This window comes from Solibacillus sp. FSL R7-0682 (genome assembly GCF_038005985.1).
Classification (GTDB): Bacteria; Bacillota; Bacilli; order Bacillales_A; family Planococcaceae; genus Solibacillus.
In genome coordinates this window covers 912,424-937,286 of the sequence record NZ_JBBOUI010000001.1, presented here as the reverse complement: position 1 = coordinate 937,286, position 24,863 = coordinate 912,424, and the positions used below count along the sequence as shown (strand labels likewise).

Annotated in this window: 29 protein-coding genes and 1 pseudogene; 10 read left to right on the top strand and 20 right to left on the bottom strand. The window is 36.2% G+C overall.

Features of this window, described 5'->3' with window-relative positions:
* The first annotated feature begins 84 nt into the window (after positions 1-84).
* Both MKZ17_RS04690 and MKZ17_RS04685 read left to right on the top strand, forming a co-directional pair.
* Positions 85-1,302: an MFS transporter gene (locus MKZ17_RS04690; RefSeq protein WP_340722641.1), complete on the top strand. Its 1,218-nt coding sequence runs from the start codon at positions 85-87 to the stop codon at positions 1,300-1,302.
* Positions 1,303-1,356: 54 nt separating this feature from the next.
* Positions 1,357-3,210, top strand: coding sequence for a transglycosylase domain-containing protein (locus MKZ17_RS04685; RefSeq protein ID WP_340722640.1), 1,854 nt, complete (start codon positions 1,357-1,359; stop codon positions 3,208-3,210).
* 52 nt (positions 3,211-3,262) lie between these two features.
* Here the strand turns inward: MKZ17_RS04685 and MKZ17_RS04680 are convergent, their stop codons facing one another.
* The 3 genes from MKZ17_RS04680 to MKZ17_RS04670 form a co-directional block, all read right to left on the bottom strand.
* Positions 3,263-3,826: a YufK family protein gene (locus MKZ17_RS04680; protein WP_340722639.1), complete on the bottom strand. Its 564-nt coding sequence runs from the start codon at positions 3,824-3,826 to the stop codon at positions 3,263-3,265.
* A 93-nt stretch (positions 3,827-3,919) separates the two neighbouring features.
* Positions 3,920-4,105 (bottom strand): hypothetical protein, encoded by a 186-nt coding sequence (locus MKZ17_RS04675; protein WP_340722638.1) that lies wholly within the window; start codon positions 4,103-4,105, stop codon positions 3,920-3,922.
* 158 nt (positions 4,106-4,263) lie between these two features.
* Entirely contained in the window at positions 4,264-5,766 is a 1,503-nt protein-coding gene (locus MKZ17_RS04670) for a leucyl aminopeptidase (protein WP_340722637.1), read from the bottom strand.
* Positions 5,767-5,931: 165 nt separating this feature from the next.
* Between MKZ17_RS04670 and MKZ17_RS04665 the strand changes: the two genes are divergently transcribed.
* Positions 5,932-6,423: a divergent PAP2 family protein gene (locus MKZ17_RS04665; protein WP_340722636.1), complete on the top strand. Its 492-nt coding sequence runs from the start codon at positions 5,932-5,934 to the stop codon at positions 6,421-6,423.
* A 45-nt stretch (positions 6,424-6,468) separates the two neighbouring features.
* Here the strand turns inward: MKZ17_RS04665 and MKZ17_RS04660 are convergent, their stop codons facing one another.
* From MKZ17_RS04660 to MKZ17_RS04650, 3 genes are all read right to left on the bottom strand, one after another.
* A complete protein-coding gene (locus tag MKZ17_RS04660) occupies positions 6,469-6,795 on the bottom strand; it encodes a YuiB family protein (RefSeq protein WP_445326896.1) in 327 nt (108 codons plus the stop codon).
* Positions 6,796-6,937: 142 nt separating this feature from the next.
* Entirely contained in the window at positions 6,938-7,435 is a 498-nt protein-coding gene (locus MKZ17_RS04655) for an NUDIX hydrolase (RefSeq protein ID WP_340722635.1), read from the bottom strand.
* A gap of 84 nt (positions 7,436-7,519) precedes the next feature.
* Complete coding sequence (locus MKZ17_RS04650; protein WP_340722634.1) at positions 7,520-8,731, bottom strand: NAD(P)/FAD-dependent oxidoreductase; 1,212 nt, start codon at positions 8,729-8,731, stop codon at positions 7,520-7,522.
* A 465-nt stretch (positions 8,732-9,196) separates the two neighbouring features.
* On the opposite strand from MKZ17_RS04650, the gene MKZ17_RS04645 reads away from it, so the two are divergent.
* On the top strand, positions 9,197-10,393 hold the full coding sequence (locus tag MKZ17_RS04645) for an IS256 family transposase (protein WP_445326895.1): 1,197 nt from the start codon (positions 9,197-9,199) through the stop codon (positions 10,391-10,393).
* A gap of 118 nt (positions 10,394-10,511) precedes the next feature.
* Here MKZ17_RS04645 and MKZ17_RS04640 read toward each other — a convergent pair whose 3' ends face one another.
* On the bottom strand, positions 10,512-11,717 hold the full coding sequence (locus tag MKZ17_RS04640) for an EAL-associated domain-containing protein (protein ID WP_340722633.1): 1,206 nt from the start codon (positions 11,715-11,717) through the stop codon (positions 10,512-10,514).
* 223 nt (positions 11,718-11,940) lie between these two features.
* On the opposite strand from MKZ17_RS04640, the gene MKZ17_RS04635 reads away from it, so the two are divergent.
* Positions 11,941-12,486 carry a GNAT family N-acetyltransferase gene (locus MKZ17_RS04635; protein WP_340722632.1) on the top strand — a complete coding sequence of 182 codons (546 nt, stop codon included), beginning with the start codon at positions 11,941-11,943 and terminating at the stop codon, positions 12,484-12,486.
* A gap of 160 nt (positions 12,487-12,646) precedes the next feature.
* Here MKZ17_RS04635 and MKZ17_RS04630 read toward each other — a convergent pair whose 3' ends face one another.
* Positions 12,647-13,021: a HesB/IscA family protein gene (locus MKZ17_RS04630; protein WP_340722631.1), complete on the bottom strand. Its 375-nt coding sequence runs from the start codon at positions 13,019-13,021 to the stop codon at positions 12,647-12,649.
* Positions 13,022-13,251: 230 nt separating this feature from the next.
* On the opposite strand from MKZ17_RS04630, the gene MKZ17_RS04625 reads away from it, so the two are divergent.
* Entirely contained in the window at positions 13,252-13,944 is a 693-nt protein-coding gene (locus tag MKZ17_RS04625) for a DUF2225 domain-containing protein (protein ID WP_340722630.1), read from the top strand.
* Positions 13,945-13,992: 48 nt separating this feature from the next.
* Here the strand turns inward: MKZ17_RS04625 and MKZ17_RS04620 are convergent.
* Positions 13,993-14,357, bottom strand: a pseudogene (locus tag MKZ17_RS04620) (NifU family protein).
* Here MKZ17_RS04620 and MKZ17_RS04615 point away from each other — a divergent pair.
* Positions 14,314-14,646: a YuzD family protein gene (locus MKZ17_RS04615; protein ID WP_340722629.1), complete on the top strand. Its 333-nt coding sequence runs from the start codon at positions 14,314-14,316 to the stop codon at positions 14,644-14,646. The pseudogene MKZ17_RS04620 and the gene MKZ17_RS04615 sit on opposite strands and share 44 nt — an antisense overlap.
* Positions 14,647-14,691: 45 nt before the next feature.
* Here MKZ17_RS04615 and MKZ17_RS04610 read toward each other — a convergent pair whose 3' ends face one another.
* Positions 14,692-15,759, bottom strand: coding sequence for an NAD(P)/FAD-dependent oxidoreductase (locus MKZ17_RS04610; RefSeq protein ID WP_340722628.1), 1,068 nt, complete (start codon positions 15,757-15,759; stop codon positions 14,692-14,694).
* A gap of 207 nt (positions 15,760-15,966) precedes the next feature.
* Between MKZ17_RS04610 and MKZ17_RS04605 the strand changes: the two genes are divergently transcribed.
* Positions 15,967-16,203, top strand: a complete 237-nt coding sequence (locus MKZ17_RS04605) for a YuzB family protein (RefSeq protein WP_340722627.1) — start codon at positions 15,967-15,969, stop codon at positions 16,201-16,203.
* Positions 16,204-16,233: 30 nt separating this feature from the next.
* Here the strand turns inward: MKZ17_RS04605 and MKZ17_RS04600 are convergent, their stop codons facing one another.
* The gene (locus MKZ17_RS04600) at positions 16,234-16,998 is read right to left on the bottom strand and encodes a TIGR01457 family HAD-type hydrolase (protein WP_340722626.1); all 765 of its coding nucleotides are present in this window, start codon (positions 16,996-16,998) and stop codon (positions 16,234-16,236) included.
* Positions 16,995-17,447 (bottom strand): DUF86 domain-containing protein, encoded by a 453-nt coding sequence (locus MKZ17_RS04595; protein ID WP_340722625.1) that lies wholly within the window; start codon positions 17,445-17,447, stop codon positions 16,995-16,997. Before MKZ17_RS04595 ends, MKZ17_RS04600 begins: the two co-directional genes overlap by 4 nt.
* A 91-nt stretch (positions 17,448-17,538) precedes the next feature.
* Here MKZ17_RS04595 and MKZ17_RS04590 point away from each other — a divergent pair, with 91 nt between their 5' ends.
* Positions 17,539-17,805, top strand: coding sequence for a DUF3055 domain-containing protein (locus MKZ17_RS04590; protein ID WP_340722624.1), 267 nt, complete (start codon positions 17,539-17,541; stop codon positions 17,803-17,805).
* Positions 17,806-17,874: 69 nt separating this feature from the next.
* Here MKZ17_RS04590 and MKZ17_RS04585 read toward each other — a convergent pair whose 3' ends face one another.
* The 7 genes from MKZ17_RS04585 to MKZ17_RS04555 form a co-directional block, all read right to left on the bottom strand.
* Positions 17,875-18,210, bottom strand: a complete 336-nt coding sequence (locus MKZ17_RS04585) for a YutD family protein (protein ID WP_340722623.1) — start codon at positions 18,208-18,210, stop codon at positions 17,875-17,877.
* 93 nt (positions 18,211-18,303) lie between these two features.
* Entirely contained in the window at positions 18,304-18,885 is a 582-nt protein-coding gene (locus tag MKZ17_RS04580) for a hypothetical protein (RefSeq protein WP_340722622.1), read from the bottom strand.
* Positions 18,882-19,793, bottom strand: a complete 912-nt coding sequence (lipA, locus tag MKZ17_RS04575; RefSeq protein WP_340722621.1) for a lipoyl synthase — start codon at positions 19,791-19,793, stop codon at positions 18,882-18,884. The genes MKZ17_RS04580 and lipA overlap by 4 nt, the downstream gene beginning before the upstream one ends.
* Before the next feature lie 135 nt (positions 19,794-19,928).
* Complete coding sequence (yunB, locus tag MKZ17_RS04570; protein ID WP_445326938.1) at positions 19,929-20,675, bottom strand: sporulation protein YunB; 747 nt, start codon at positions 20,673-20,675, stop codon at positions 19,929-19,931.
* A 66-nt stretch (positions 20,676-20,741) separates the two neighbouring features.
* Complete coding sequence (locus tag MKZ17_RS04565) at positions 20,742-21,845, bottom strand: HD-GYP domain-containing protein (protein ID WP_340722619.1); 1,104 nt, start codon at positions 21,843-21,845, stop codon at positions 20,742-20,744.
* An 85-nt stretch (positions 21,846-21,930) separates the two neighbouring features.
* A complete protein-coding gene (locus tag MKZ17_RS04560) occupies positions 21,931-23,295 on the bottom strand; it encodes a bifunctional metallophosphatase/5'-nucleotidase (RefSeq protein ID WP_340722618.1) in 1,365 nt (454 codons plus the stop codon).
* Between the two features lie 33 nt (positions 23,296-23,328).
* Positions 23,329-24,180 (bottom strand): DUF72 domain-containing protein, encoded by an 852-nt coding sequence (locus MKZ17_RS04555; RefSeq protein ID WP_340722617.1) that lies wholly within the window; start codon positions 24,178-24,180, stop codon positions 23,329-23,331.
* A 108-nt stretch (positions 24,181-24,288) separates the two neighbouring features.
* Between MKZ17_RS04555 and MKZ17_RS04550 the strand changes: the two genes are divergently transcribed.
* Positions 24,289-24,603 (top strand): thioredoxin family protein, encoded by a 315-nt coding sequence (locus MKZ17_RS04550; protein ID WP_340722616.1) that lies wholly within the window; start codon positions 24,289-24,291, stop codon positions 24,601-24,603.
* 67 nt (positions 24,604-24,670) lie between these two features.
* On the opposite strand, the gene MKZ17_RS04545 is transcribed toward MKZ17_RS04550, so the two are convergent.
* Positions 24,671-24,814, bottom strand: a complete 144-nt coding sequence (locus tag MKZ17_RS04545) for a hypothetical protein (RefSeq protein WP_340722615.1) — start codon at positions 24,812-24,814, stop codon at positions 24,671-24,673.
* Positions 24,815-24,863: the final 49 nt, after the last annotated feature.

The window sequence follows — 24,863 nt, the reverse complement described above, 5'->3', positions numbered from 1 at the left end:
ACTTGAGAAGCGCTTCCTTCGAGAGTCGAAATAAGTTATACTAAATTCTAAATATTTTAAAAATAACGGAAGAGTGTGATATTTGTGCAAACTATGAAACATAATTTTATCATTATTTTAATAGCGAATTTCATTGTTGCTGCATCTTCAACAATGATTATGCCCTTCCTGTCACTTTATATAAATACGCTTGGTGAATTTACTGATAGCTACGTACAAACTTGGGCAGGCTTAATTTTCGCAGCTACTTTTATTACCGCGCTCCTCATGTCACCTATTTGGGGAATGATTGCAGACAAATATGGATATAAACCGATTATGATAATGAACTGTTTTGGTATTGCCCTTAGTATTTTTCTAATGGGGTATGTACAAAACGTTGAGCAATTTTTTGTATTGAGACTAATGATGGGTGTTGTAACCGGGTTTATCCCAACCTCAATGGCATTTATTAGTAAGCATACACCGAAGGAAATTGCCGGAAAAACACTTGGAACACTTCAAATGGGAAGCGTTGGAGGAACACTTTTTGGACCTGTTATTGGTGGGTCAATGGCTGATGCAGTAGGTTTCAAATATACATTTATTATTACGGCAATAGCTATTACAATCGCTGCAATCATTGTCATTCTTGGCATACATGAACCAACTATAATTCGAAAAAAGAAAAATTCGGTATACTCACGAAAAAATGTTTTGTGGGCTATTTTCCATCATCGACTCATTTTAAATGTCATGTTTGTAACGACCTTAATTCAAATCGGTAACTTTAGTATTCAGCCCTTACTTTCACTATACGTATCTGGGCTAACACCATCAGAAGAGGTCGCCATGCTTGCCGGCATAACATTTAGTGCAGCAGGACTGGGCAATATTTTCTTTGCTCGCTTTTGGGGAAAATTAAGTGATCATCACGGCTATGAGAAGGTACTCTCCTTGTTACTTGTACTTTGTGTTGTTTTTATTATTCCGCAAGCATTTGTCACTGACTTGTGGCAATTAATTTTACTGCGTTTTTTATATGGAATGTTCGCTGGTGGGCTTATTCCGATTACTTCTGCCCTTATTCGACGGGAAGCACCGATTGAAGTACAAGGAGAAATCATGGGCTACAACCAGAGCTTCCGATTTTTCGGGAATATACTTGGACCAGTATTAGGCGGCTTTGTTGCAAGCTTAGGTGGTATTCATTCAGTGTTTTATTCGACAGGAATGCTTTTTTTAACTGCATTTTTCGTAATGTACTTTATCAAAAAATTACCACGTCAATACATGGATGACCTTTTAAAAAATCACACTTAATAACGGCCCCTATTTATGTTACTCTAATTTAGATATGTAGATGGGGGCAATTCAATGAAACAAATTATCGGCTACTTTGTCATTTTATGTAGCATCCCTTTGTTGCTTTTAGTAGGAAATGAAGTATGGAAAGAGCTTGCAAAGGCAAAGCAGTATGAACAATCAATTGTGCAATCAATCGAGCTACCTGAAGTAGCTTCGTCGACTTTACCAATCACCATGTATGATGCAAACAATGAACTATTTAGTGAAGAATATTCGGAATGGTCTCAACCCCTTCCGCTAAATGAAATACCTGAAATCGTTAAACAAATTTTTTTAACAAGCGAAGATGAACATTTTTATAATCATATCGGATTTGATGTAAGTGCCATTGCACGAGCCTTTTTAGCAAATACAACTGACCAATCGATTCAACAAGGTGGTTCAACCATTACCCAGCAGCTTGTACGCATGCGTTACTTAACGACAGAAAAGACGTACGAGCGAAAATTGATGGAGCTTTTTTATGCCCATGAGCTAGAGCAAATGTTATCAAAGGATCAAATTTTAGAGCTTTATTTAAATGAAATGTATTTCAGTAATCAAGTGTATGGTATTGGTGGAGCTGCAACCTATTATTTTGATCGTCCACTTTCACAACTCTCGCTCGCTGAAACGACATTTATCGCTGCGATTCCAAATAATCCGTCACTCTATGATCCATTAAAAAACTTTGAAAATACAAAAAGCAGACAAGAAAGATTAATTGATCAATTAGCTGAACACAACATTATTAGTCAATCAGAAGCAACTACTCATAAGAATGAGATTATTGAATTAAATGTAAAATCAAAAATGCAACAGTATCCTAGCTATAGTACATATGTTTTGCAGGAATTGCGCTGGTTAATTGCAAAGCAAACTGGTTATCCAGAAAAAATTGCAGTAACAACTGATAAAATGGAAAAAGAATACCTTCAATTAGAAATGGAAAAGGAAATTGACGCCATTTTACAACAGGGGGTTCATGTTTACACGGCACTTCAACCTGAAAAACAAGTACAAGATGAAGCAGCTATTAACTTTATCCTTAAACGCTCTGAGCTACAAGCAAGTGCAACAGTTATCGACAACGAAACGCGTGAAATTATAAGTATCTTTGGTGGAAAAGATTATAAAAAGCATGATTTACATCGAGCATTCCAATCTCCAAGACAGCCAGCATCTGCATTTAAGCCCATTAGTGTATACGCACCTTACTTTGAAACAACAACCGCAACAAAAAATGCGATTGTAAGTGGTAGTAAATATTGCGTTGGTATTTTCTGTCCTGAAAACTACGGTGGCAGAGTATATGGGAATGTAACGATTGAAACCGCATTTAAACATAGTTTCAATACAAGTGCGCTCCGGCTATTCAATAAAATTGGTGTAGATACAGCATTTTCTTATATTGACCAGTTCCAATTTAATTCGATAACGGATAAAGACCGCACATATGCTGCTTCATTAGGTGGATTAACTTATGGCGTGACAACCCTTGAAATGGCGGATGCCTACTCTAGCTTTATTGACGGTTTTTATGAACCCGTCCGAAGTATTCGAAAAGTAACAAATTTAGAAGGTGAAACGATTTATAGCTGGTCACGTGAACAAAAGGCTATCTGGTCAAATAATACCGTTAATACGATGCGTGATTTGTTAAATGAGGTTGTTCGTAGTGGTACAGGTGAAGGCTTGTATAGTACTTCAGGTTATATTGGTGCTAAAACGGGAACGACGAATCACTTCAAAGACTATTGGGTAGCTGGATTAACTAATGATTATACAGCCGCTGTTTGGATTGGTTACGATACGCCGCGCTCAATGGAAAAAATCGAAAAAGCTAAAATTCACTTCTCTATCTTCAACGCTATAACGGATTGATCGTAAAAGAGGTTGCTTCATAAGACTATACTTATAGAGCAACCTCTTCTTATTATGCCGCAAACGGTAAGCTTGCAAGTATTCCATTGTATAGCTTTAATGTTGCGTAAACAACTCCAGCTAAAAATACAAACCACGTAATCACTTCAAAGCAGATTAATCCAATTACACCACTAATCGTCATGAATTGGCTCATTTTAAATACATTGTAAATGAAATAACTAAATACAGTCGCTAATAAAACGATTACTAGTACAACAATCGATTGAATACCAATCACCGATACAAATGCACCGAAGAAGAAAATGACATATCCTCCCCGCGCAACATTAATCGTCTCTCCTTCTATATCCTTTGAAAAGAACAACATCCCTAGCTCATGAATTGTTTCGCCAATTAATTTTAATGCTGAAAATAACATAAAAAATAATAAAGCAAACACAATTAATAATGCTAAACGTAGCTCTAAATCAGATAAAAACTCCCGCATTCCATTATATACACCAATTGCTTGGAACAACTGAAGCGACTCAGATACAGCAAATAAGCCAAACGTAAAACTAAATAGAATTATTGTGAATAATGGTAAATAACCATATAAGTATGGATTTTTCATAAGTTATATTCCCTCAAACCTGTTAATCTCTTATTTCATCATAGCTAACAAAATCTCGATGAGCAAGGGAATACTTTTCATTTCAACAGCAATTTACCAGTATCTTCTTCTATATGGTGGTCGGTAGTATGGTGGTGGGTAGTTGTATGGGGGATAGTTATATTGCGGATAATAATAGTTTGGATAGCGATTATTGAATGATCCACCTAAAAATGGCGCCCCGAATGGATAGAAACCTCCAAAACCTCCATAGCCAGGATTAAATAAAGGATTAACCATTTCATCCACTTCCTTTCCTTTTTCCCTAGTGTATGCATAATATACTCTTTACTTAGTTACATGCCTATTGGGCTTAGGAAAGCTTACATATGGATAAATGTACCTCTCATAAAAAAGAGTCTTATAAGTACATAACTTATAAGACATCCCATAAAAATCTATTCGTTTGCTCGTAATTCAACTAATGTAGCTAGCGTACGAACCATAACACCTGTTCCGCCTTTTGGTCCTAATACGTGTGGAGCTGACGCATCGGAAGTACCTGCGATATCTAAGTGTATCCAAGGTGTCTCTTCTGCGAATTCTCCTACAAAGCCTCCACCGAAAATCATATGACCATCGCGACCTGGAGAATTATTTAAATCAGCAACATCTGATTTACGGATACGTTTTTTATCGTTTTCTGTTAACGGTAAGCGCCATACAAACTCACCTGTCTCAATGGCAGCTTCCATAAACTCTTCGAAAAACTCTTCGTTATTCGTTAATGCACCAGTCTTATCGTTACCTAATGCAACAATAACACCACCAGTTAACGTAGCAACGTCGATTAAATAGTCTGCACCATTTTGTTTTGCATAAGTTGTAGCATCTGCTAAAACTAGGCGACCTTCAGCATCTGTATTTAATACTTCAACTGTTTTGCCATTATACATTGTAATAACATCATCTGGCTTTAACGCTTCACCGGAGACCATATTATCTGTAGATCCAATTACTGCAAGGACATTTTGCTTTGGAAGAGTTGCACCGATAATGTGCATAGCGCCTAGTACTGCTGCAGCACCTCCCATATCCCCTTTCATACCGACCATTCCTTCGCGAGGCTTTAATGAATAACCACCTGTATCATAAGTTACACCTTTCCCAACGAAGCCGATAACATTCTCCCATTTATCCGTTCCTTGATACTTAATTGTAATTAAGCGTGGCTCCTCTACTGAACCTTTATTGACTGCTAAAATACCACCCATTCCTAATTCTTCAAGCTCAGCTTTACCTAATACTTCAATCTCAAAATTGTATTTTGCCGCTAGCTCACTTGCATAGTTTGCTAATTCAGTTGCTGTTAAGACGTTTGGGGGTAAATTTATTAATGTACGTGCTTCATTCACAGCATCCGCATAAATTTTACCTAGTTCAAAGTTTGCAGCCACTTCAGCAATTTCTGCCTCAGTTATAAACTGTACATGATCAAAATAAACATCTACTTCATTTGAAGATGTTTTATAATTTTTAACTGTGTAAAAACCTAAATGTAAGCCTTCACCAGCCAGATAAGCGACTTCTGTTTCATCGATATGATCAGTTGTAAATGATTCCGCCCAGATTGCGACTTCGTTATATTTTGAAGTTTTCAGTTCTTTCCCTACTACTGCAAAAACTTCACGTAAAAGGTCTGAAGTAATATTTTTACGTTCACCTAGTCCAACAAAAATAATGCGTTTTAATGAAGTATGGTTTCCTGCATACGGTAGCTTCGTCAACTTTTTAGAATCTGATGAAATTTCACCGCTACGTAACCAAGCATCTACAGTTTCACCGTAAAATTCACCGAAAGTTGTCCAATTTTTCATTTGTTCGCGGTGCTTTTGAACACCAATAATTAATGTTTCTGAAGAATGTGTTTCAAATGTTTTTGATGTAGTTTCAATATTCATATTCAAATGCCTCCTAATCTATAGTTACATTATATACAAAAAAAGTTAGTTCGGTATACGAAATAATGTTTTTTTCTAAATAATGTTTTGTTTTCAAGCGGAAAAAGGTAGTTTCCGTAATAAAACCACATTGAAAAATGGTATACTATTTTCAATATGAAGGAAGTGGGTGTTAATATCGAACTATTACAAAATACGCCACTTTGGCTTGGAGTATTTGCCATCATTTTTGCTCAAATATTAAAAGTTCCAATCAACTTTATCGTAACTCGTAAAATTGACTGGGCATTACTTACATCAACTGGTGGAATGCCTAGCTCTCACTCTGCTGCCGTAACAAGTGTAGCAGTTGGTGTTGGATTCGAAACAGGCTTTGATTCCCCTATTTTTGCTGTTGCTGCAATGCTTGCTGGAATTGTAATGTATGATGCTAGCCATGTTCGTTTTCAAGCCGGACGTCACGCCGCCATCTTAAACGAAATGCGCCACGACCTACAAGTTTTTTTTAAAGAAATTAAACGCTGGCCGGAAATGAATGAAGAGGAAAAAATAGAGGACTTAAAAACTTTACTCGGTCATAAAAAGAGCGAGGTATTCATCGGCGGAATGGCAGGAGTAATCCTTGCTGTAATTGTCTATAGTGTCCAAAGTTTATAAATTAATTAAAACACGCCTACAATCTATTTGTAAGCGTGTCTTTTTTTAAAACATTCGATAGCCTTGTTTACGCAATGCAATCATGACAAAGCCTGCTACAATTGCACCACCAAAGCCTCCTGTTAAAATTAATACATCAACAAGTTGCAATGCTTGCACCTTATCAACTAAAGCTGGAAAAGCTGTCCCTGGCTTAAAAATATAATCTAAAAAACTTACTTCATCAATAATAAATACGACTACGATAGGATAAAGAACTGCCATTAACCATGTCATACGTAATAACATGTTTAGTAAGAAGCCAATTCCGAAAAACATAACAAAAAACAATACAACCGAGATCATTAATTGCACTAACGAAACATCATTCATAATATGTATACCCCCAATAATCTCTCATAATTTTACATGATTAGGCGGTATCTTTCAATTATACTTCTAGAATAAAGAAAAGAAGCTGATAATTGTCAAAAGTTATCCATATATATATCATATTTCTCTATATTTCCAAAAGCTATTTCTTGAAAAACAAATGATATTCACTATATCCAAATACTGCGCCTGGATTTACCCCTTCGTTAAGTGGATGGATATGACGCTCTAAGTGTTCATTTGCCATCTCCTTTAGCATAACAGAAGATAATTCATGCTTTATAATTTCTCTAGGTGCCATCCAGCATGCCTCAACGATTTCCTTTTCCTGTATGACAATGTGGGGGATTTCTTCAACAGGCTCACAATAAAAGATTGCCATATTGTCACTGATATCGTTTAATATAACGCCCGAACGAAAACCAATTAGCCCCTTTACTTTGCAAACAACCCCCGTTTCTTCTAATACCTCTCGCATCGTAGCAGTTGTTACGGTTTCAGCTTCTTGGACAAAGCCTGCTGGAAGTGACCAAACTCCCTTTAAACCTCCATAAGTCTTTTTTACAAGAAGCCATTCCCCCAGATAGTTTTCCACAATTCCAGCTACACCTAACCAAACCTTGCCTCTATCCTTAGCCATATTAAACACTCCCCTTTTCTTATAGCAAAAGGGGACCTGTCCCGAAAACACGTTCCAGACAAGCCCCTGTCATATATTTGTTATTTAGAGGAATTTAAATTTCCCTTTTTTTAATGTAAGACCAACGCCACCAACTAAGAAGAGCGCACGATCATCTACAACCTTTTTCAGCGCTGAAGCAGGTTTACCTGTAAATTTACGACCTACTGCATTCCCAATTGCATCATCATGTCCTAAAGAGCATACCGCACCTTTATCATCATAAACAAATGTCTCTGTTTCTTCACCGTTCATTAAATGCTTAATGTTCTTCGCAATATTCACCGCTTGCTGCATTGCAATTTGAGCTGTTGGCGGGTAAGGTCGTCCTGCCTCTTCGTTCAATAAAAACGCACAGTCACCTACTACGAACACCTCATCATAACCAGGAGCACGCATATCCTCACGCACTGCAATACGCGCACGATTTGATTCAATGCCTGATGATTCAATTAAACTATTTCCACGAACACCCGCTGCCCATACTACCGTTCCAGCTTTGATAAATTCGAAAACATCTTCCTCTTTTTTAATTTTAACGCCTTCTGCAGTTGCTTCTACTATTGGCGTACCAATCGAGAACTCGATTCCTTTTTTAGATAATTGTGTTTTAGCATATTCAACAAGCTGTGGATCAAAGCCTGGTAAAACCATAGGTGCTGCTTCTACACATAATAAGCGAACTTTTTCTTGCGGAATATCAAACTCTTTACATAATTCTGGTACTCTATTCCCAAGCTCCCCTAAAAACTCAATTCCAGTAAAACCAGCACCGCCAACAATTATTGTAAGCTTACTATCATCTTTTTCTTCTTCTAACGACCAAGAAGCAAATTGATATTCAATATGTTCACGTACTTGTCGCGCTGTATTTATATTAGTTAATGATAACGCGTACTCTTTAAGTCCTGGAATACCAAATGTTTCTCCCTCAAAGCCTAAACCAATAACTAAATAATCATATGTGAATTCACCAGCAGAAGTTTCTACCTTTTTCGTGTTCACATCTAAGCTTTCTACTGTTGCCTGCACAAATTTCACATGATTATTAATAACATTTGCAATAGGATAACGCGCTTTATCAGGAGAGATTGTACCTGCTCCTACTTCATGTAACCATGTTGTTTCATAATGATAGTTATTTTTATTCACTAAAATAATCTCTGCTTCATTTGCGTGAATCATTTTTTGTAAATTTACAACCGTTGTTAAACCTCCATAGCCCGCGCCTAATACTAAAATTGTTGGTCTTTTCATTGGAATTAAAACCCCTTTAATTTTATTGTACTAGCGCAAGATTAATAGACAAATACTATCATATATTAAATAGAAGATGTCATTCTCATATACAAAGAAAAAAGAAGTAACATTTCATACTTCCTTTTAATGAGACTATACGCTAGATTAACTTCATTTTCTGAACTTCTATCATTAATATTAGCCCTTTTTTTTATGAATTTCAATTAATTTCTATTAAGCGAACATTTGAATAAAGGCTATATTTTCACTGATTTCCTACAAAAATTACGCAAAAAAGAGATTCATCCTATAAAAAAACTGTATACATTACTAAGATAGCGTTCATATCTTCTAAAATGTATACAGCCTTTTCATTGAGAGTATAAAATATTTTGTGTAAATAACTGAAGACATAGAAAAAGGAAGACCTTTTCTTGGTAGAATTAAGTCACCACAACTAATCCCAGAAAAGAGGTCTTCCCTATGAATCAGTTTACAACAGAAATCGTTCAAGCTCTAGTCCAAAAACAAGATATAACTGAAGTTTTTCGCTCACATTTAGAAACAGCCGTGAATTCGCTGCTAGCTACGGAATTAACCGAATTCCTTGATTACGAAAAATACGATCGCATTGGTTTTAATTCAGGTAATTCTCGCAACGGTTCTTACGAACGCTCGTTAAAAACAGAATTTGGTGAGCTGACGATTCAAATTCCACGTGATCGCAATGGTGAATTCAAACAACAGACCGTTGCACCTTATAAACGTACGAATGATACGCTCGAAGAAACCGTGATTCACCTGTTCAAAAAAGGCATTACGATGTCTGAAATCTCGTCTTTAATCGAGAAAATGTACGGGCATCATTACACACCACAAACGATTTCAAACATGACAAAGGCTGTTTCTGAAACAGTAGCAGCATTCAATAATCGCACGTTGTACAATCGTTACGTCTGCGTTTATTTAGATGCGACTTATATCGCTGTGCGTCGTGATACCGTTTCAAAAGAAGCTGTGTATATTGCCGTCGGCATTCGCGAAGATGGCTCAAAAGAAGTACTGGCCTACACAATAGCCCCAACAGAATCTGCATACAACTGGCATGAACTGTTGAAAGAATTAAAAGAACGTGGCGTAGAAGATGTCCTATTATTCATTTCGGACGGTTTAAAAGGCATGGTTGACGCAATTCAAACTGTATTTCCGAAAGCGCAGTACCAGACATGTTTAGTGCATGTTGCACGTAATATTTCGCATAAAGTTCGCGTAGAAGATCGCCAGGCTATTTGCGATGATTTCAAAACGATTTACAAAGCAGCGAGCAAAGAAAAAGGTCAAAAAGCGCTCGATACTTTTTGTGATACATGGAAAAAAGCGTATCCAAAAGTCGTAAATTCTTTAACAGACAATGCGTTCTTACTGACGTTTTATGACTTTCCTAAAGATATTTGGCGAAGCATTTATTCGACGAATTTAATTGAATCGTTCAATAAACAAATCAAGAAATATACGAAACGTAAAGAACAATTTCCAAATGAAGAATCACTGGAACGCTTCCTTGTGACGCAATTTGAGGACTATAATCAACGCTTCGCCACAAGATGTCATCTAGGCTTTAACAAGGCTCGATCAGAACTTACGGAGATTTTTGAAAAGCTATACGACCCAGCAGAATAGACAGGATGGGCCAGTGACAAATTATTCATTTGATTACGTGAAAGATAAATAAAAAGTGATATTCTACCCTGAAGGGTTGGAAAGTCATTTACACAAAAATATTGACGCTCCCTTTTCATTAATTCACAATATTATATTCGTATAAATACTCATATGAAATATCAATAAATAAAAACTCTTCACTTTCAAGTGCCATAGAATACGTTCTTGTTAGTTCTCCCGTTTCAATATCACTATAAACAGATGATAATTCACCTTTATGATCCTTAGTCATTTTAATGATATTTAATAAGAAATATGGACGCCAGCTCCAATTATTCCCCTTCGCTTCTCCTTGTATTTCCCATTGATGATTTTTCCAGCGGATATTTGGAGACGTCTGGAATCCATTACTATCACAAATATAAATTCGAAATGCACAATTTTGTAGTGCCTTAGCAAGTTGCATCATTTTTTCCTCATTCGAGCTTGACGGTTGAACTTGCTCAACAATTGTACAAATCGTTTTTTCAAGGCGTTTCATTTCCTCGTATTTTTGCAATAATTGCTTTTTCTCGGTTGCAATAAATTGCTCGCATTCTTTCCGGAAACGTTCCTTTAATGAATCCCGAGAGAAAAACTCTTTTAATGGGAGCTGTAAATAAGGTCCCTTATAATAACGTGCACCATTTTTCCAACCATGCTGCAATTGATATACTGTTTCAATATTTTCAAATAATAATAATGTCCCCATTTTTACAGCAAGAGCTCGAATTGTCGCAAAAGCATGATTTTGAGCGCCCCATAAATTGTAATTAAGCTGTTCCACATTAATTTTTAATACAGCTGGTTCTAACATTAATAAATTTTCTAATTGCGTCTGTGAACCAACATCTGATAGAGCAACTTTTACCCCATAGGTTTTAATGTAGCGAATTAAGTGATGGAGCTGTTTAATATTTCCTTCGTATTTGTGTTCTGCCATAACGAGCGTAATATTCGGTAAGCTTTCTTCCTTAATAACTCCTTTTAATAAGGTAAAATAACTTTCGCCAAAGTCGTTCATTAATAAATTTGGATTACATGGAATAAATAAGCCTACATCTTCAATTAAATGTGCAACTGATTGCAATGATTTACGAACTAATAGCTGTTCTATTTCTGCTCGAATATCTGCTGGTACGTCTTTGTCGTATGTAAACTGCTCTATATTAATGACACCATTCTCACCTTCGATTTGCCCAATTACTTCATAGGCAATAATTCGATGTCCATCCGCGCTATATATTGGCTCATATAAAATTTCCATTTGGTCTAATTTATCTAACATCTCTAATACACTCATTTAAATAGCCTCCTTATTAGAAAGACACAATCGTGACAAAAAGGTTGCATGATGATATTCCTTCTTAATCTTACGCAATTATTTAATTCCCTATCATAGATCGAAAGGTGTTAACATTATAATAATTCAAATAATTCCATATGACAAAAGTATACGCCATTTCCAAGTTACATTATAGGTTTTATTTGATTTTTATTGTAACACTATTTTAGGGGGAATTGTAATGGTTTCAATTAAACTAATAAAGCATGATCATCAGTATGCAGATGATATAAATCGACTTTCGCAAGCTTTTGAAGTAAAAAATGCACTTGGGTTACCTAAACAATCGGTTGAAGATACAATGCGTTTTAATCAGCGGGTACTCGCAGAAGAGCAATTAGGTAAAACCGTATCACGCCTTATCCTAAACGAGAATGGTCAATTAATCGGTGTCACTACATTAATGTATATCGACCAAATTAAAAAAAGCTGTCATGTTGGGAGCTGGATTGGACATGAATATTGGGGGAAGGGATACAATTTACTGTCGAAAATAGAAATTTTAAAAATTGCTTTTGAAGTGTTACAGTTAGATGTTGTATTTGCAGGTGCAAGGATGACAAATATACGTTCTCAAAAGGCTCAGGAAAAGTTACCGTTCATTCGATTAAATGTAGAAGAGGAATTTCCAAAGGAACATGAATTTTTAGAAACAAAAGAAAAGCAACCTTGTATTCTTCACGCATTTTTTAAAGAAGACTTTGAACAATATTTAGGAAAAGAATAATGAAAAAGCCTCTTCAATTTATGATGTATTACAACATACAAATGAAAGAGGCTTGGTATTTACAACCCTAAAAGCACAGATTTAGGGTTGTGTTTACATATTTTCGGGATTGTATACACGCTGTATTTGTCCGTTATTTACAATCCCCATTGGTTATATTTTATTCACATGGTTGCTCTACTGCTGGTCGTGCTGCCGCTTTAAAGCTTGTTCCGCAGCCGCATGAAGCAAGTGCGTTCGGGTTGTCGATTGTGAATCCACCACCCATTAACGATTGCTTAAAATCAATTTTCGTACCTTGTAAAATACCTGCATCTTCATGAGATACGATGATTTGAATCCCGTATTGGTTGTCTGTATAATCATCTTCATTAATTGTTTGATCAAATGCCATACCGTATGATAGGCCACTGCAGCCTCCACCTTTTACCGCTACACGTAGACTTGCATGTTCCTCTTCGTTATGAGCCATCATTTCTTTGACTTGAAATGCGGCTGCTTCCGTTAATATAATTACTTGTTTTTCACTTGTCATTTCAGTCACCTTCCTTCTTATACACCATCATATCAATTGTGTTTCTAATCTGACAACAAAACTGCTTAAAAGATAAATGCACTATAACAATTTTATTTCTCTAAGGAAAATAGACCTAAAAAATTCATAATTATCTCAATAATTTATTACTTATGATTAACAGTTCTTGCTATAATATGGTTATAGTGAAACTTTGCGGAAAAAATTGAATTAGAAAGGTTTGAATTACTATGGAGATTTCACCTTTTTACGAAAAAAATGTAGATTGCTTGCACTGCAAAAAAAGCTTTCCTACATTAAAAGTACGAACGAAAGCTATTAAAGTTGATGATACAGAATCTGACTTTCAACCAATATATGCTGACAATCACATAAATGCCCTTTATTACAATGTTTTCGTATGCCAGCATTGCGGATTTTCATTTACAGAAGATTTCAATAAATATTTTGCACCAGGTGTAAAAGAACAAATCGATGCGAATGTATGCGAAAAATGGATTCCACATAGTTTTAAAAATGAGCGCACAGTTTTTGATGCTATTCAGGCGTATAAATTAGCCTTTTTATGTGCCACATTAAAGAAAGAGAAATATGTTATTACTTCTGGTTTAGCTTTACGCTTAGCATGGTTATATCGTTCTTTAAAAAACGAAGGACAAGAACAGCGTTTCTTAAAGGTAGCTCGTGATCACTATTTGGAAAGCTTCTCAACAGAGGATTATGCTACTACACAAATGTCTGGTGTACGTATCATGTATATGATCGCTGAGTTATCAAGACGTCTTAATGATTATGAAAATGCTACACGCTTCTTCTCGCGCGTTATTGAAAGTCAACGAGTAGGTGGCGAAGCAAAGCTAGTAGATATGGCAAGAGAACAATGGACATTAGTGCGTGATGCAAAAGAAAAAATCCAACAATAAAAACAATAGGAGTAAGAGATTTTGTCTCTTACTCCTTAATTGATTTCATTAGAAAACTTGCTCTACTTCAACAATACCTGGGACTTCTTCTAAAAGTGCGCGCTCGATACCTGCTTTTAATGTAATTGTAGAACTTGGGCAGCTTCCGCATGCACCTAGTAAACGTAATTTTACGATACCGTCTTCAATATCCACTAATTCACAGTCACCGCCGTCACGTAATAAGAATGGGCGTAATTTATCTAAAACTTCTTGTACTTGATTAAATTGTTCTGTTTCTGTCATTTTACTCGACTCCCTTCATTAAAATCATTATAATGTGAAGGAGTAAAAAAATCCATTACTGAATAGCGAAAGGTTTGAAAATCTATGTCACAATCAAAACCAATTATAGAAGTGTTTGGTGCAGACATTATGTGTGCAAGCTGTGTTAACGCGCCATCATCAAAAGATACATATGAGTGGCTACAAGCTGCTATCGAACGAAAATATCCTGAACAACCGTTTACAATTCGTTATATTGATATTGAAGGTGTAATTGATAATGAGCGCGATCAAGATTATGCTAACCGTATTCAAGAAGATGAATTTTTCTATCCCCTTGTTTTAGTGAATGAAGAAGTTGTTGGGGAAGGTTATGTGCAAATTAAACCTGTCTTCGCAGCACTAGAAAATGCTGGCTTTAAAGCAGTTGAAGAATAATAAAATGTCCTGCGAGCAGTAAGAGCTTACAGGACATGTTTTGTATTAGTTCTCGTTTTGACGTTTGTACATCCAAAGTAAACCAGATTTCATTAAACGTGCAATACGACCCGTTACTGTTGTATCCGCTAAATGAACAAAGCCTTGTTTTTTACCAAGCGAGCCCATGAAGCCTTTTAGTTTAATTTCTGATAGTTGCTCTGGTAATGTTTCACCATTCCAACGCATACGTAGCACTTTCACAATACGCTCACCTTGCTCCTCAGCTAATTGAGCTGTTGGTGGTAAGTGTGAAGATGCACAGTCCCCTACTACATACACATCTTCATCCCCAACTACATGGTAATGATTCGTTACGATTGGACGATTGAATTTGTCCTTTTCTACGTCTAATTCACGTACGATTTTTACTGGCTGTACACCAGCTGTCCATACGATAACATCCGCTTCGATGACTTCATCGTGGTTGAATAATCGCCCTTCTTCTACACGTGTAATGTTTGATTCTGCAATCACATCTACATTATGCTTTATGAACCAAGATTTTACGTAGTGGCTTAATTTTTCAGGGAAATCACGTAAAATACGTGCAGAACGGTCAAATAATTTAATATTTAAATCTGCTCGGCTTTCACGTAATTCACTTGCAAGTTCAATACCTGAAAGACCTGCTCCTACGATTGCAACCGTTGAGCCTGCTGGTAAACCGCAAACTTTTTCAAATGTCGTACGAGATTTTGCGATTGTTTGAATGCTGTAAGTGAATTCATCAGCACCTGGTACGCCATGATACTTATCTTCACAGCCAAGACCGATAACAAGTTGATCATATGCGACTTCTTGACCTTCATCTAAATAAACTTTTTTGTCTTCACGATCGATTCGAACGATTTCTCCATATACTCGTTTTAAACGATCATGTTCTGGAAAGGCAACACGAATTTCCTTATCTGTTGACGTTCCTGCAGCTAGTGCATAAAATTCTGTTTTTAAACTATGGAAAGGCGTACGGTCCACTAAAGTGATTTCTACGTCTTTTGGTAAGTTCGGTAATAAACGAAGTAAAATACGCATATTACCATATCCGCCACCTAATAATACTAATTTCTTCATAGGTTACTCCCTCATATCTCCATTAATAAGCTTGTTCACAAATATTCCATAATCATTATAACCATTTGTGATAGATTTCACAATATCTTTAATGATATTTTGTGAAGTTTTTCACATATAAGTTTAATAATAATAATACCTTCTCAAACATAGAAATTGACGCCAACAAAAAAACAAAGTAGCATGGCTAATAGTGAGGTGAACGAGTTGAATCCATTAGTAGAGTTTTGTATTAGTAATCTCGCAAACGGTGCCCAAGAAACTTACGAAGCACTTGAAAGAGATCCAAATATTGATGTGCTTGAATATGGCTGTTTAAGCTATTGTACAAAGTGTGCAAATTCCCTTTATGCAGTCGTAAACGGCGATCTTGTCGAAGCTGAAACGCCTACTGAGCTAACTAAGCGCATTTATGAATATATCGAAGAAAATCCGATGTGGTAAAGATACCACATCGGATTTTATTATTGCTGTTTATTTTAATAGTTCTAGTAAATTGTCAACACAATAGGTTGGCAATAGCTTCTGTTGCTTAACGATATGTGTTGGTGTAACTCCAGTATTGACATGGATCGTATCACAGCCAAAATGGATACCACATAATATATCGGTGTCGTAATTATCCCCAACCATGATCATCTCCTCCTTTGAGAAGTGATGATCCTCGGCAATAATTTGCAGCATAACTGGCGACGGCTTCCCGACAAAAGTAGGCGACACCCCTGCAACATTCGCAACTAAATGTACGAAAGAGCCATTACCTGGTGCAAAGCCATCCTCTCTTGGAAATTTTATATCTCCGTTCGTACCGATTAACTGTGCACCATTTTGTACGTAAGTACTTGCTTTAACAAGTTTTTCATACGTCATTTGACGATCAATGCCCATCACAAGCACCGCACTTTGCTCCTCGGTAATTTCAATACCTTCTTGAAATAGTGCTTGACGAATTCCATCTTCCCCAACAACATTAACCCGTTTTTCTGGGCAAATTTTTGCAACGTATTTCGCCGTAGCTAACGAGCTTGAATATATATGTTCCAGTGGTGCTTGAATCCCTATATTCGCCAATATTTGCTGGAGCATTTCACGAGTTTTCGATGAATTGTTTGTTAAATAAAATGGTTCGATATTTTGTTGCTGTAAGTAGTGAACAAATTTCACAGCGGACTCTATTTCTGCCCTCCCACGATAAATTGTCCCATCTAAATCAAAACAATATGCTTTGTAATTGATCATTGATGATCCTCTGGTAAAAATGCTGAAACAGGACCTAATTCATTTGTTAAATAGTCATGTACTTTTCCAGAGAATTGCTTCATTGATGCTAAATTTGCTGTTAAGACATTTATAATTTCTTCGTTATCTACTGCAACAAATTCACGTACAATCATTTTACGCAAGCCAACTACTGCCTTCAATGGGGCGTCCATATCTGGTGTGATAACCTTTTCATCAACAAAAATATCGATAATATCCTCATAACTACCAGGATCACGCATAATGAAGCCGTCGATTACTAAGTTCCCAACATCCATCATCGCTTCCATCACATTATGACCGATACGTTGTAATGCTAATTTATGAATATCATCTGATAACCAATTATCATTTGCTTCAAAAATGGCTAATAGCTCGTCTAAGTGTTTTAAGTTTAATGTAATTTTATTTCTATCTACGAAGTACATAGATAAAGCCTCCATTCAATCAATAAAAGTTGATAGTGTTTTCCCTTATATAGTACCATATTCTTTAGAGATGGAAGGGGTTCAAAACAAAATGGAACGATTTTTCTTATATGATGATGTAGAAGATACAAAAACGCGCTTTGTCAGCTTTGCTGGAAAAACACTGCGCTATGATTTAGCCATATTACAAAGCAGTCGTTTTTTTGGTAAAGTACTTGTTTTAGATATTCAGTTCGGACGCTTTGCGATTATCGGCGCAGATGATGTGGAAGAGCCTGGCTATTTAGAGCATGTGTACAATCGTTCTGAAGCAGACACTGTGGAATTACGCGAGTACTTACGTGAATTATTAAGTTAGCATTTTATTCATTAAAAACCGCCACAACATAATAAAACGGGGAAGCAAAATAATCGCATCCCCGTCTTGTTAACTTTCTAATGTGTCTAGCTCTAAATCTTCTGCAAATTCCTCAGCTACTCGCTCTGGTGCACGCCCTGTTTTTTGAACAATAAAATACGCACAACCGAAGTTGCAGTATTCAAATAAATAATCCTCAATTGTACTAATCTTCGTATCGAAAGTAGATTTTTGATTTCGATCATCAAAAAATCCCTTTAATCGTAATTGACCGTATCCCCAGTCCCCTACAATATAATCATATTTCGATAAAATATCTGAATAACGTGCAATAAACGCATCTTCCTTAAAGCCATCCCGCACATTTTCGATTACTTCATAAATAAAACCTTCTACAATTACCAAATTGCACACCACCTATCTTCATTCCATGTTAAAGAATATTAATACCGAAAGCAATATTCCTAACAAATTTTGTAGGTATATGAATTGAAATCTCTATTGCATAGAATGATTCTTTTTATTGTCTTCTGCTCCTGTCGCTTCGCTTTCGTCGCAAATCAAACGGGTCATCATACGGAATGACTCGTTTTTATTGTCTCCTGCTCCTGTCGCTTCGCTTTCGTCGCAAATCAAACGTGTCATCATACGGAATGACTCGTTTTTATTGCCTCCTGCTCCTGTCGCTTCGCTTTCGTCGCAAATCAAACGAGTCATCATACGGAATGACTCGTTTTTATTGTCTCCTGCTCCTGTCGCTTCGCTTTCGTCGCAAATCAAACGAGTCATCATACGGAATGACTCGTTTTTATTGTCTCCTGCTCCTGTCGCTTCGCTTTCGTCGCAAATCAAACGAGTCATCATACGGAATGACTCGTTTTTATTGCCTCCTGCTCCTGTCGCTTCGCTTTCGTCGCAAATCAAACGAGTCATCATACGGAATGACTCGTTTTTATTGTCTCCTGCTCCTGTCGCTTCGCTTTCGTCGCAAATCAAACGAGTCATCATACGGAATGACTCGTTTTTATTGTCTCCTGCTCCTGTCGCTTCGCTTTCGTCGCAAATCAAACGAGTCATCATACGGAATGACTCGTTTGATTCGCTGCATTTACTTGTTCATCTGCATGATAGCTACTACGTACTAAAGGACCTGCTTCACAATGGCTAAAGCCTTTCTCCATCGCAATTTTACGTAGTTTACCAAATTCAAGAGGTGAATAATATTTTTTTACTGGTAAATGTTTTTTCGTTGGTTGTAAATATTGTCCGATTGTCATAATGTCTACGTTGTTTGCACGGAGATCATCCATGACCTCATAGATTTCTTCTAATGTTTCACCTAAACCAATCATTAACGAAGATTTCGTTGGAATTGTCGGCTGTAACTCTTTTGCACGACGTAAAAATTCAAGGGAGCGTTCATAAGTTGCTTTTGCACGTACTCTTGGTGTTAAGCTACGTACAGTTTCAATATTATGATTTAATATGTCTGGCTTGGCATCCATTAGTAAGCGTAAGTTTTCTTCATGACCACCTAAATCGGAAGGTAAAACTTCAATCGACGTTAGTGGACTTTTTCGACGAATTGCTCGCACTGTTTCTGCTAAAACTTCAGCGCCGCCATCTTTTAAATCATCACGAGCTACCATTGTAATTACAATGTGCTTTAAATTCATTAAAGCTACTGAATCAGCTACGCGTTCTGGTTCAGCTAAATCTAATTCATTCGGTAAACCTGTTTTGACAGCACAGAAGCGACAAGCACGCGTACATACGGATCCTAAAATCATCATTGTCGCTGTACGACGTTCGCCCCAACATTCATGAATATTTGGGCAGCGGGCTTCCTCACAAACTGTATGCAAATTTTTCTCACGCATTAGTTTTTTTAACGCTTTGTACTCGTCGTTTGTATTAAGCTTTATTTTTAGCCATTCAGGTTTTCGTAAATGTTCTTGTTTAGTATTAGTTGGTTTACAAGATGTCATATTATTTCTCCCTTTCACTCAACTATTTCTATAATGTTGCTGTTGTCAATGTAACATATTCCACTAGTTGCAACAACTTACTTTTCTTATAAATTTGATTATTTCAATTTCTTTTAATACGAAAGCAAATTGGTATTATTCATATGGAACTGGTACTTCTAAAGATGGTTGAGGGCCTTCCCCCGCACTATAAATATGTGGTACAGTCCCTCTTACTAAACCTATCGCAACTGGGATTACTTGTTCTACAGATGTTGAACTACTAGCAAAAGGTATAATTATTTGCACATTCACGTTAATAAATATATTTACTTCAACCTTCGCATTATTAATTCCAAACTCTTGAATATCCGTGTCAACAGTACTATCTACACTACCGATAATATGGAATCTTATTGGAATTTTCGGTCCTAGATTTCCGATAATTGGTATATTCATTGCTTGCCCGAGTGGTACAAAAAATACAATCCCATCACCGGCTTCCATTTTACCAACATCATATTCAACATTTTCTAAGTTTGGTAAAGTTGCTAAATCACCGTTTTCAGCTTGCTCTAAATATTCCTTTACTAATGTTACGGTTTCTGAACGGACTTGATTAATAATATCTGTATTAAATTTTGTTGTAATCATATCATCTGACTGCGTCGGTAAATCAACAATTATTTCATTAATATCCAGTACACTTGATGTTCTGGAGTTAATTGCTTTCGTAACCACGTAGGAAGCTACTTTATGTGTTTGTACTTCTGCATATTCTAAATAGATTGGCATTAATCGCATATTAATTACATATATACTAATACTTACTGTTATAACAAGGCTCACCAGTAAAATGGTAATTAAATTCTTCCATTTTTTCTTTGGTTGAACAAAATGCATCCGCCTCTTTTTCGGAAAACGCAAAAAAATCCCCCTTACTCATAAAATATGAGTAGGAGGTGCTATCTATTCCGAATATACGACAAAATTCGTATCAACTTTTTCTATATTTAAGATTGGATAATCACTTAAACAAATTTCATATGTTGCTTCTAGTAAAATATTGTATTCCTCAAAAATACGAATCCACGGACGTGTTACATCGACTAGATTCTGCTTTGAAACGATACCCCGTCGTCCATCACTTAATAACACAATTGTTCCATTTGCATAATGCACAACACTGCGCTTTAACGCCTCAACTACCCGCTCATCAAATTGAATCCCTTTACCTTGTTCAATAATTCCTATAGCTTCCTTTGGTAATGTTTTATTTCGGTAAACACGATTCGAGGTTAATGCATCAAATACATCCGCCACAGCTATAATTTTTGCAAATGGGTGGATTTCAAAATCAACTAATCCTCTTGGATAGCCACTACCATCAATTCGTTCATGATGCTGATACGCGCAATGTGCAACTAGTAGCGACACAGAATGTAAATTTCTAAGTAAATCAAAACCATATCGTGTATGCTGCTTTATTTCCTCGAATTCTTCATTCGTTAGCTTTGTTGGCTTCATCAAAATCTCTGAAGGAATTAATAATTTACCAACGTCGTGCAACAAAGCTCCGATTCCTATTATGCGAATATCATCAGCGGGATAGCCCATTTCTTTCGCAATTGCAATGGCGTACATTGTTACTTGGAACGAATGTTGATATATGTATTCATCAAATAAATATACATCCGTTAATACCATTAAAACTTCGTCACTGTTAGTAATTGAATTCAAAATATCTTCTACAATCAATCCTATAACTTTCGATTGTTGATCCAGTACATACGAGGCTTGAGAAGATTTCGCTTGCTTCACTTCATTAAAGGTTTTTGTAATATTTTTAACTGCCTCAATTCGCTTTGTCGGAGCGACTGTTTCTTCTATTTCAATGCCGTTAGATATATCGTCCTCAATGTATAAATACTGTATATTAAGCTCACGTAAGCGCTCCACAATTCGGCTCGTTACGATAACATCTTTATGTAGTAATGGGTGGCCGGCTTCATTCCAAATCGTTCGACCTACCACCATTCCTTTTTTTAGTACATCAATAGATATTAATCGCATGTAATTGTAATGTCTCCAATCTATTGTTAAGTTACGTATCATTATATATTCCAAATTATTCAATGAAAAGCGGTATTTTCATTTTCTATGCGAATTTCTTGCTACAATATTCTTTAAAAATATCCCGAATAAACTCTGGTAAATAGTACTGTTTTTTTGCATACTTAAAGCTCGGAAAGAAAAAGCCAAATGTATACATATCCAATGTCGCTAATCTATATTCTTTATCTGGCTGGATTAATTCCCCGTTAATGTAAAATTCACGTTGCTTATTCATTGTTAGTCCATAATTTAACATTTTACCGAAAATAACCCCTCGGAAACCTAATCCTTTTAGTTCTAACCTTGGCCACTCTTCATTTTCTGACTGTAAATATATCTCTTTTAACTCATTACCTGTCAATTGTATAACACAAAGATTAATTGGATGTGGTAATATTTTGTGAATATCGTAAGAAGTGACGAAACCTTTATTCAAATTTTCTACAAAAATGCCCGCGTTAAACATACAACAATCAGCATTTGTATATTCATATAAGCACTCTGCAAATAAATTAGAAAGTTGTGAACGATGAAACCATTCTTTATTTAATGGCTTTGTTAATGCAAATGCAGGCTTTTCTAATACATCCTTTGCTTGCTTTTGAAGCTCGTTAAGCCATGCATTCTCTTCCTCTACTTCAGGTAAAAGTGCATTTTCATATAAACGGTCGGATTTGTGTACTAATTGATGTTTTACATGGTCAAATTCTAGTGTTAAATGTCCTGTATATTGTCCAAACTTCCCTCCACCTGTTAGAAGAACACCATTGTCTATTTGTCCTTGTTCAAAAATATGATGGGTATGTGCACCAAAAATAACATCTATCGCTGGGCATTCCTTTGCTAATAATTCATCTTCAGTAATTCCTAAATGCGATAAACAAATGATAATATCCACTTCATTTTGAAGTTGTAGTACTTGTTCAATTAGTAAGTCGCGAGGAGGTACAACAATCCAACCAAGCTCTTTATAAAATGCATCAAACTGAGCTGTTGCTGCAATGACCGCAATTTTAGTACCATACTTTGTCGTTAAAATCGTATACGGCTTTAACCACCCTGGATTGTCTCCACATTTTGACTGTAAATTACCTACAACTACCTCAAATTGAGCATCATCATATAAATGATATAGCTCATTATGAGGTAAAGTAATTCCTTCATTATTCCCGATTGTCACGACATCATATTCAGCTTCGTTTAGCATATTGACATTGCCTTTTCCTAACGTAGCCTCCGTATATAAATTCGAACGATCTATATGATCGCCAATATCTACTAAAAAACTCGTCTCGCCTCGAGCTGACAGCAAACGGCGCTGCATTTGTATAAACGACTGACTACGTTTCCAATAGTTAAAATGACTATGTAAATCATTTGTATGAAAGAAATGAATTACTTCCTGCACCTTTGCCACCTCTATTCATTTATTTTCGCTTAATTATTCATCAAAAAATTTCATTTGTTTTGGTGCTAGTCCATCAAACTCGAGCTGTAGTATTTGCTGCATACGCTTTGCATTTTTCGCAGCATGTCCACCAGAGTTATTATTAAATAGAACGTAAACTTCTTTTGCCTGTTTATTTAAAAAGGATATTTGCTCACCTAGTTTTCGTAATTCATCCTCATTATAATCATATAAAAAGCGCACTTTACGCCAATTTTCCCCATGACCAATATTACGCCACCCATGTACATTTCGCCCATGAATACGGACTAGCACCTTATCATTTGTTGCAATTGGAACAAAAGGAACAGACCCACTCCCCGCTTGTGGCTCATCACATACTGTATGAATGAGGCCATTATCCTTTAAAAATTGCAATGTCTTATCCTTCATTTGCTGTGAATACCAAGTCTGATTGCGGAATTCAATGGCGATTGGAAAGCCATGTAATCGTTGCTTCATATATCGAATATATTGCACATTTTTCCCTTGGCAGTCAAACCATGGAGGAAATTGCACTAAAATCATTGCTAGTTTACCATTTTTTTGGAAGGCGTCCGCACATGCACGGAATGCATTGAACATATCATTGCGTGTTTCAAATGGGAGCTCATCCCTTAGATGCCCTGTCATCCCTTGATATGTTTTTACAACAAATTGAAAGTTACCCGGTGTTTCCTTACACCACTTTTCTACATTTTCTACAGATGGTATCGCATAAAACGATGTATCTAATTCGACAATTGGAAAATGTCCGCTATAATCAAATAATTTATCTTTTGCAGCTGTTACTTCACTATATACATCTGGGTGATCCCCCCAGCCAGTTAATCCGATTGAAATCATCCCTATCACCTCACTCCTATTGTACAACATCAACTATTAAATCGTTGTAAAGTGATTGCAATTTCCAAGTAGAGCACTATAATTAACTGAAAAAGGAGGCACTTATTCATGCAAATATTACAATCAATTGAGCAATTTGAAGAATTAAGAAATGGGGCACCGGTTATTTTTGAATTTACCGCAGATTGGTGTGGGGACTGTCGTTTTATCGACCCGTTCATGCCTGAGGTAGTAGAAAAATTCGCTGACTTTACATTTTATAAAGTCGACAGAGATCGATTCATCGATTTATGCATCGAGTTAGGGATTATTGGAATTCCAAGCTTTCTAGCATATGAAAGCGGGGTAGAGTTAGGACGCTTTGTAAGTAAGGACCGTAAAACACAAGAAGAAATCGAACAGTTTATTGCAACCTTGAAATAATTCATTTAAAAAAGGTGCTGCAAACGCTCAATCTGCGTTTACAGCACCTCCTTTAATCGAGAATAGATTATTTTATAACCCCTTCATGCTCTTCATTTTTCCATAGCTTACCGCTCTTTTTTTGTCCTAATGCATAGAAAATTACGAGTACTGCAACGACTAAGACAACAGATGGTACCCCTAACGTAATTGGCCAAAATAAGTTTTCCATATAAATTCGCTCCCTTATCAAATTAGATTCAATTAATGACTTCTTGCAT

Coding starts and splice junctions, on each gene's coding strand:
- MKZ17_RS04550 (WP_340722616.1), top strand. CDS start 24,289: ATGCAAATATTACAATCAATTGAGCAATTTGAAGAATTAAGAAATGGG.
- MKZ17_RS04680 (WP_340722639.1), bottom strand. CDS start 3,826: ATGAAAAATCCATACTTATATGGTTATTTACCATTATTCACAATAATT.
- MKZ17_RS04580 (WP_340722622.1), bottom strand. CDS start 18,885: ATGATGACTCGTTTGATTTGCGACGAAAGCGAAGCGACAGGAGCAGGA.
- MKZ17_RS04545 (WP_340722615.1), bottom strand. CDS start 24,814: ATGGAAAACTTATTTTGGCCAATTACGTTAGGGGTACCATCTGTTGTC.
- MKZ17_RS04655 (WP_340722635.1), bottom strand. CDS start 7,435: ATGGCTAAGGATAGAGGCAAGGTTTGGTTAGGTGTAGCTGGAATTGTG.
- MKZ17_RS04590 (WP_340722624.1), top strand. CDS start 17,539: ATGGAACGATTTTTCTTATATGATGATGTAGAAGATACAAAAACGCGC.
- MKZ17_RS04595 (WP_340722625.1), bottom strand. CDS start 17,447: ATGTACTTCGTAGATAGAAATAAAATTACATTAAACTTAAAACACTTA.
- MKZ17_RS04610 (WP_340722628.1), bottom strand. CDS start 15,759: ATGAAGAAATTAGTATTATTAGGTGGCGGATATGGTAATATGCGTATT.
- MKZ17_RS04650 (WP_340722634.1), bottom strand. CDS start 8,731: ATGAAAAGACCAACAATTTTAGTATTAGGCGCGGGCTATGGAGGTTTA.
- MKZ17_RS04635 (WP_340722632.1), top strand. CDS start 11,941: ATGGTTTCAATTAAACTAATAAAGCATGATCATCAGTATGCAGATGAT.
- MKZ17_RS04675 (WP_340722638.1), bottom strand. CDS start 4,105: ATGGTTAATCCTTTATTTAATCCTGGCTATGGAGGTTTTGGAGGTTTC.
- yunB (WP_445326938.1), bottom strand. CDS start 20,675: ATGCATTTTGTTCAACCAAAGAAAAAATGGAAGAATTTAATTACCATT.
- MKZ17_RS04565 (WP_340722619.1), bottom strand. CDS start 21,845: ATGCGATTAATATCTATTGATGTACTAAAAAAAGGAATGGTGGTAGGT.
- MKZ17_RS04625 (WP_340722630.1), top strand. CDS start 13,252: ATGGAGATTTCACCTTTTTACGAAAAAAATGTAGATTGCTTGCACTGC.
- MKZ17_RS04600 (WP_340722626.1), bottom strand. CDS start 16,998: ATGATCAATTACAAAGCATATTGTTTTGATTTAGATGGGACAATTTAT.
- MKZ17_RS04645 (WP_445326895.1), top strand. CDS start 9,197: ATGAATCAGTTTACAACAGAAATCGTTCAAGCTCTAGTCCAAAAACAA.
- MKZ17_RS04615 (WP_340722629.1), top strand. CDS start 14,314: ATGTCACAATCAAAACCAATTATAGAAGTGTTTGGTGCAGACATTATG.
- MKZ17_RS04685 (WP_340722640.1), top strand. CDS start 1,357: ATGAAACAAATTATCGGCTACTTTGTCATTTTATGTAGCATCCCTTTG.
- MKZ17_RS04670 (WP_340722637.1), bottom strand. CDS start 5,766: ATGAATATTGAAACTACATCAAAAACATTTGAAACACATTCTTCAGAA.
- MKZ17_RS04555 (WP_340722617.1), bottom strand. CDS start 24,180: ATGATTTCAATCGGATTAACTGGCTGGGGGGATCACCCAGATGTATAT.
- MKZ17_RS04640 (WP_340722633.1), bottom strand. CDS start 11,717: ATGAGTGTATTAGAGATGTTAGATAAATTAGACCAAATGGAAATTTTA.
- MKZ17_RS04660 (WP_445326896.1), bottom strand. CDS start 6,795: ATGAATGATGTTTCGTTAGTGCAATTAATGATCTCGGTTGTATTGTTT.
- MKZ17_RS04630 (WP_340722631.1), bottom strand. CDS start 13,021: ATGACAAGTGAAAAACAAGTAATTATATTAACGGAAGCAGCCGCATTT.
- lipA (WP_340722621.1), bottom strand. CDS start 19,793: ATGACATCTTGTAAACCAACTAATACTAAACAAGAACATTTACGAAAA.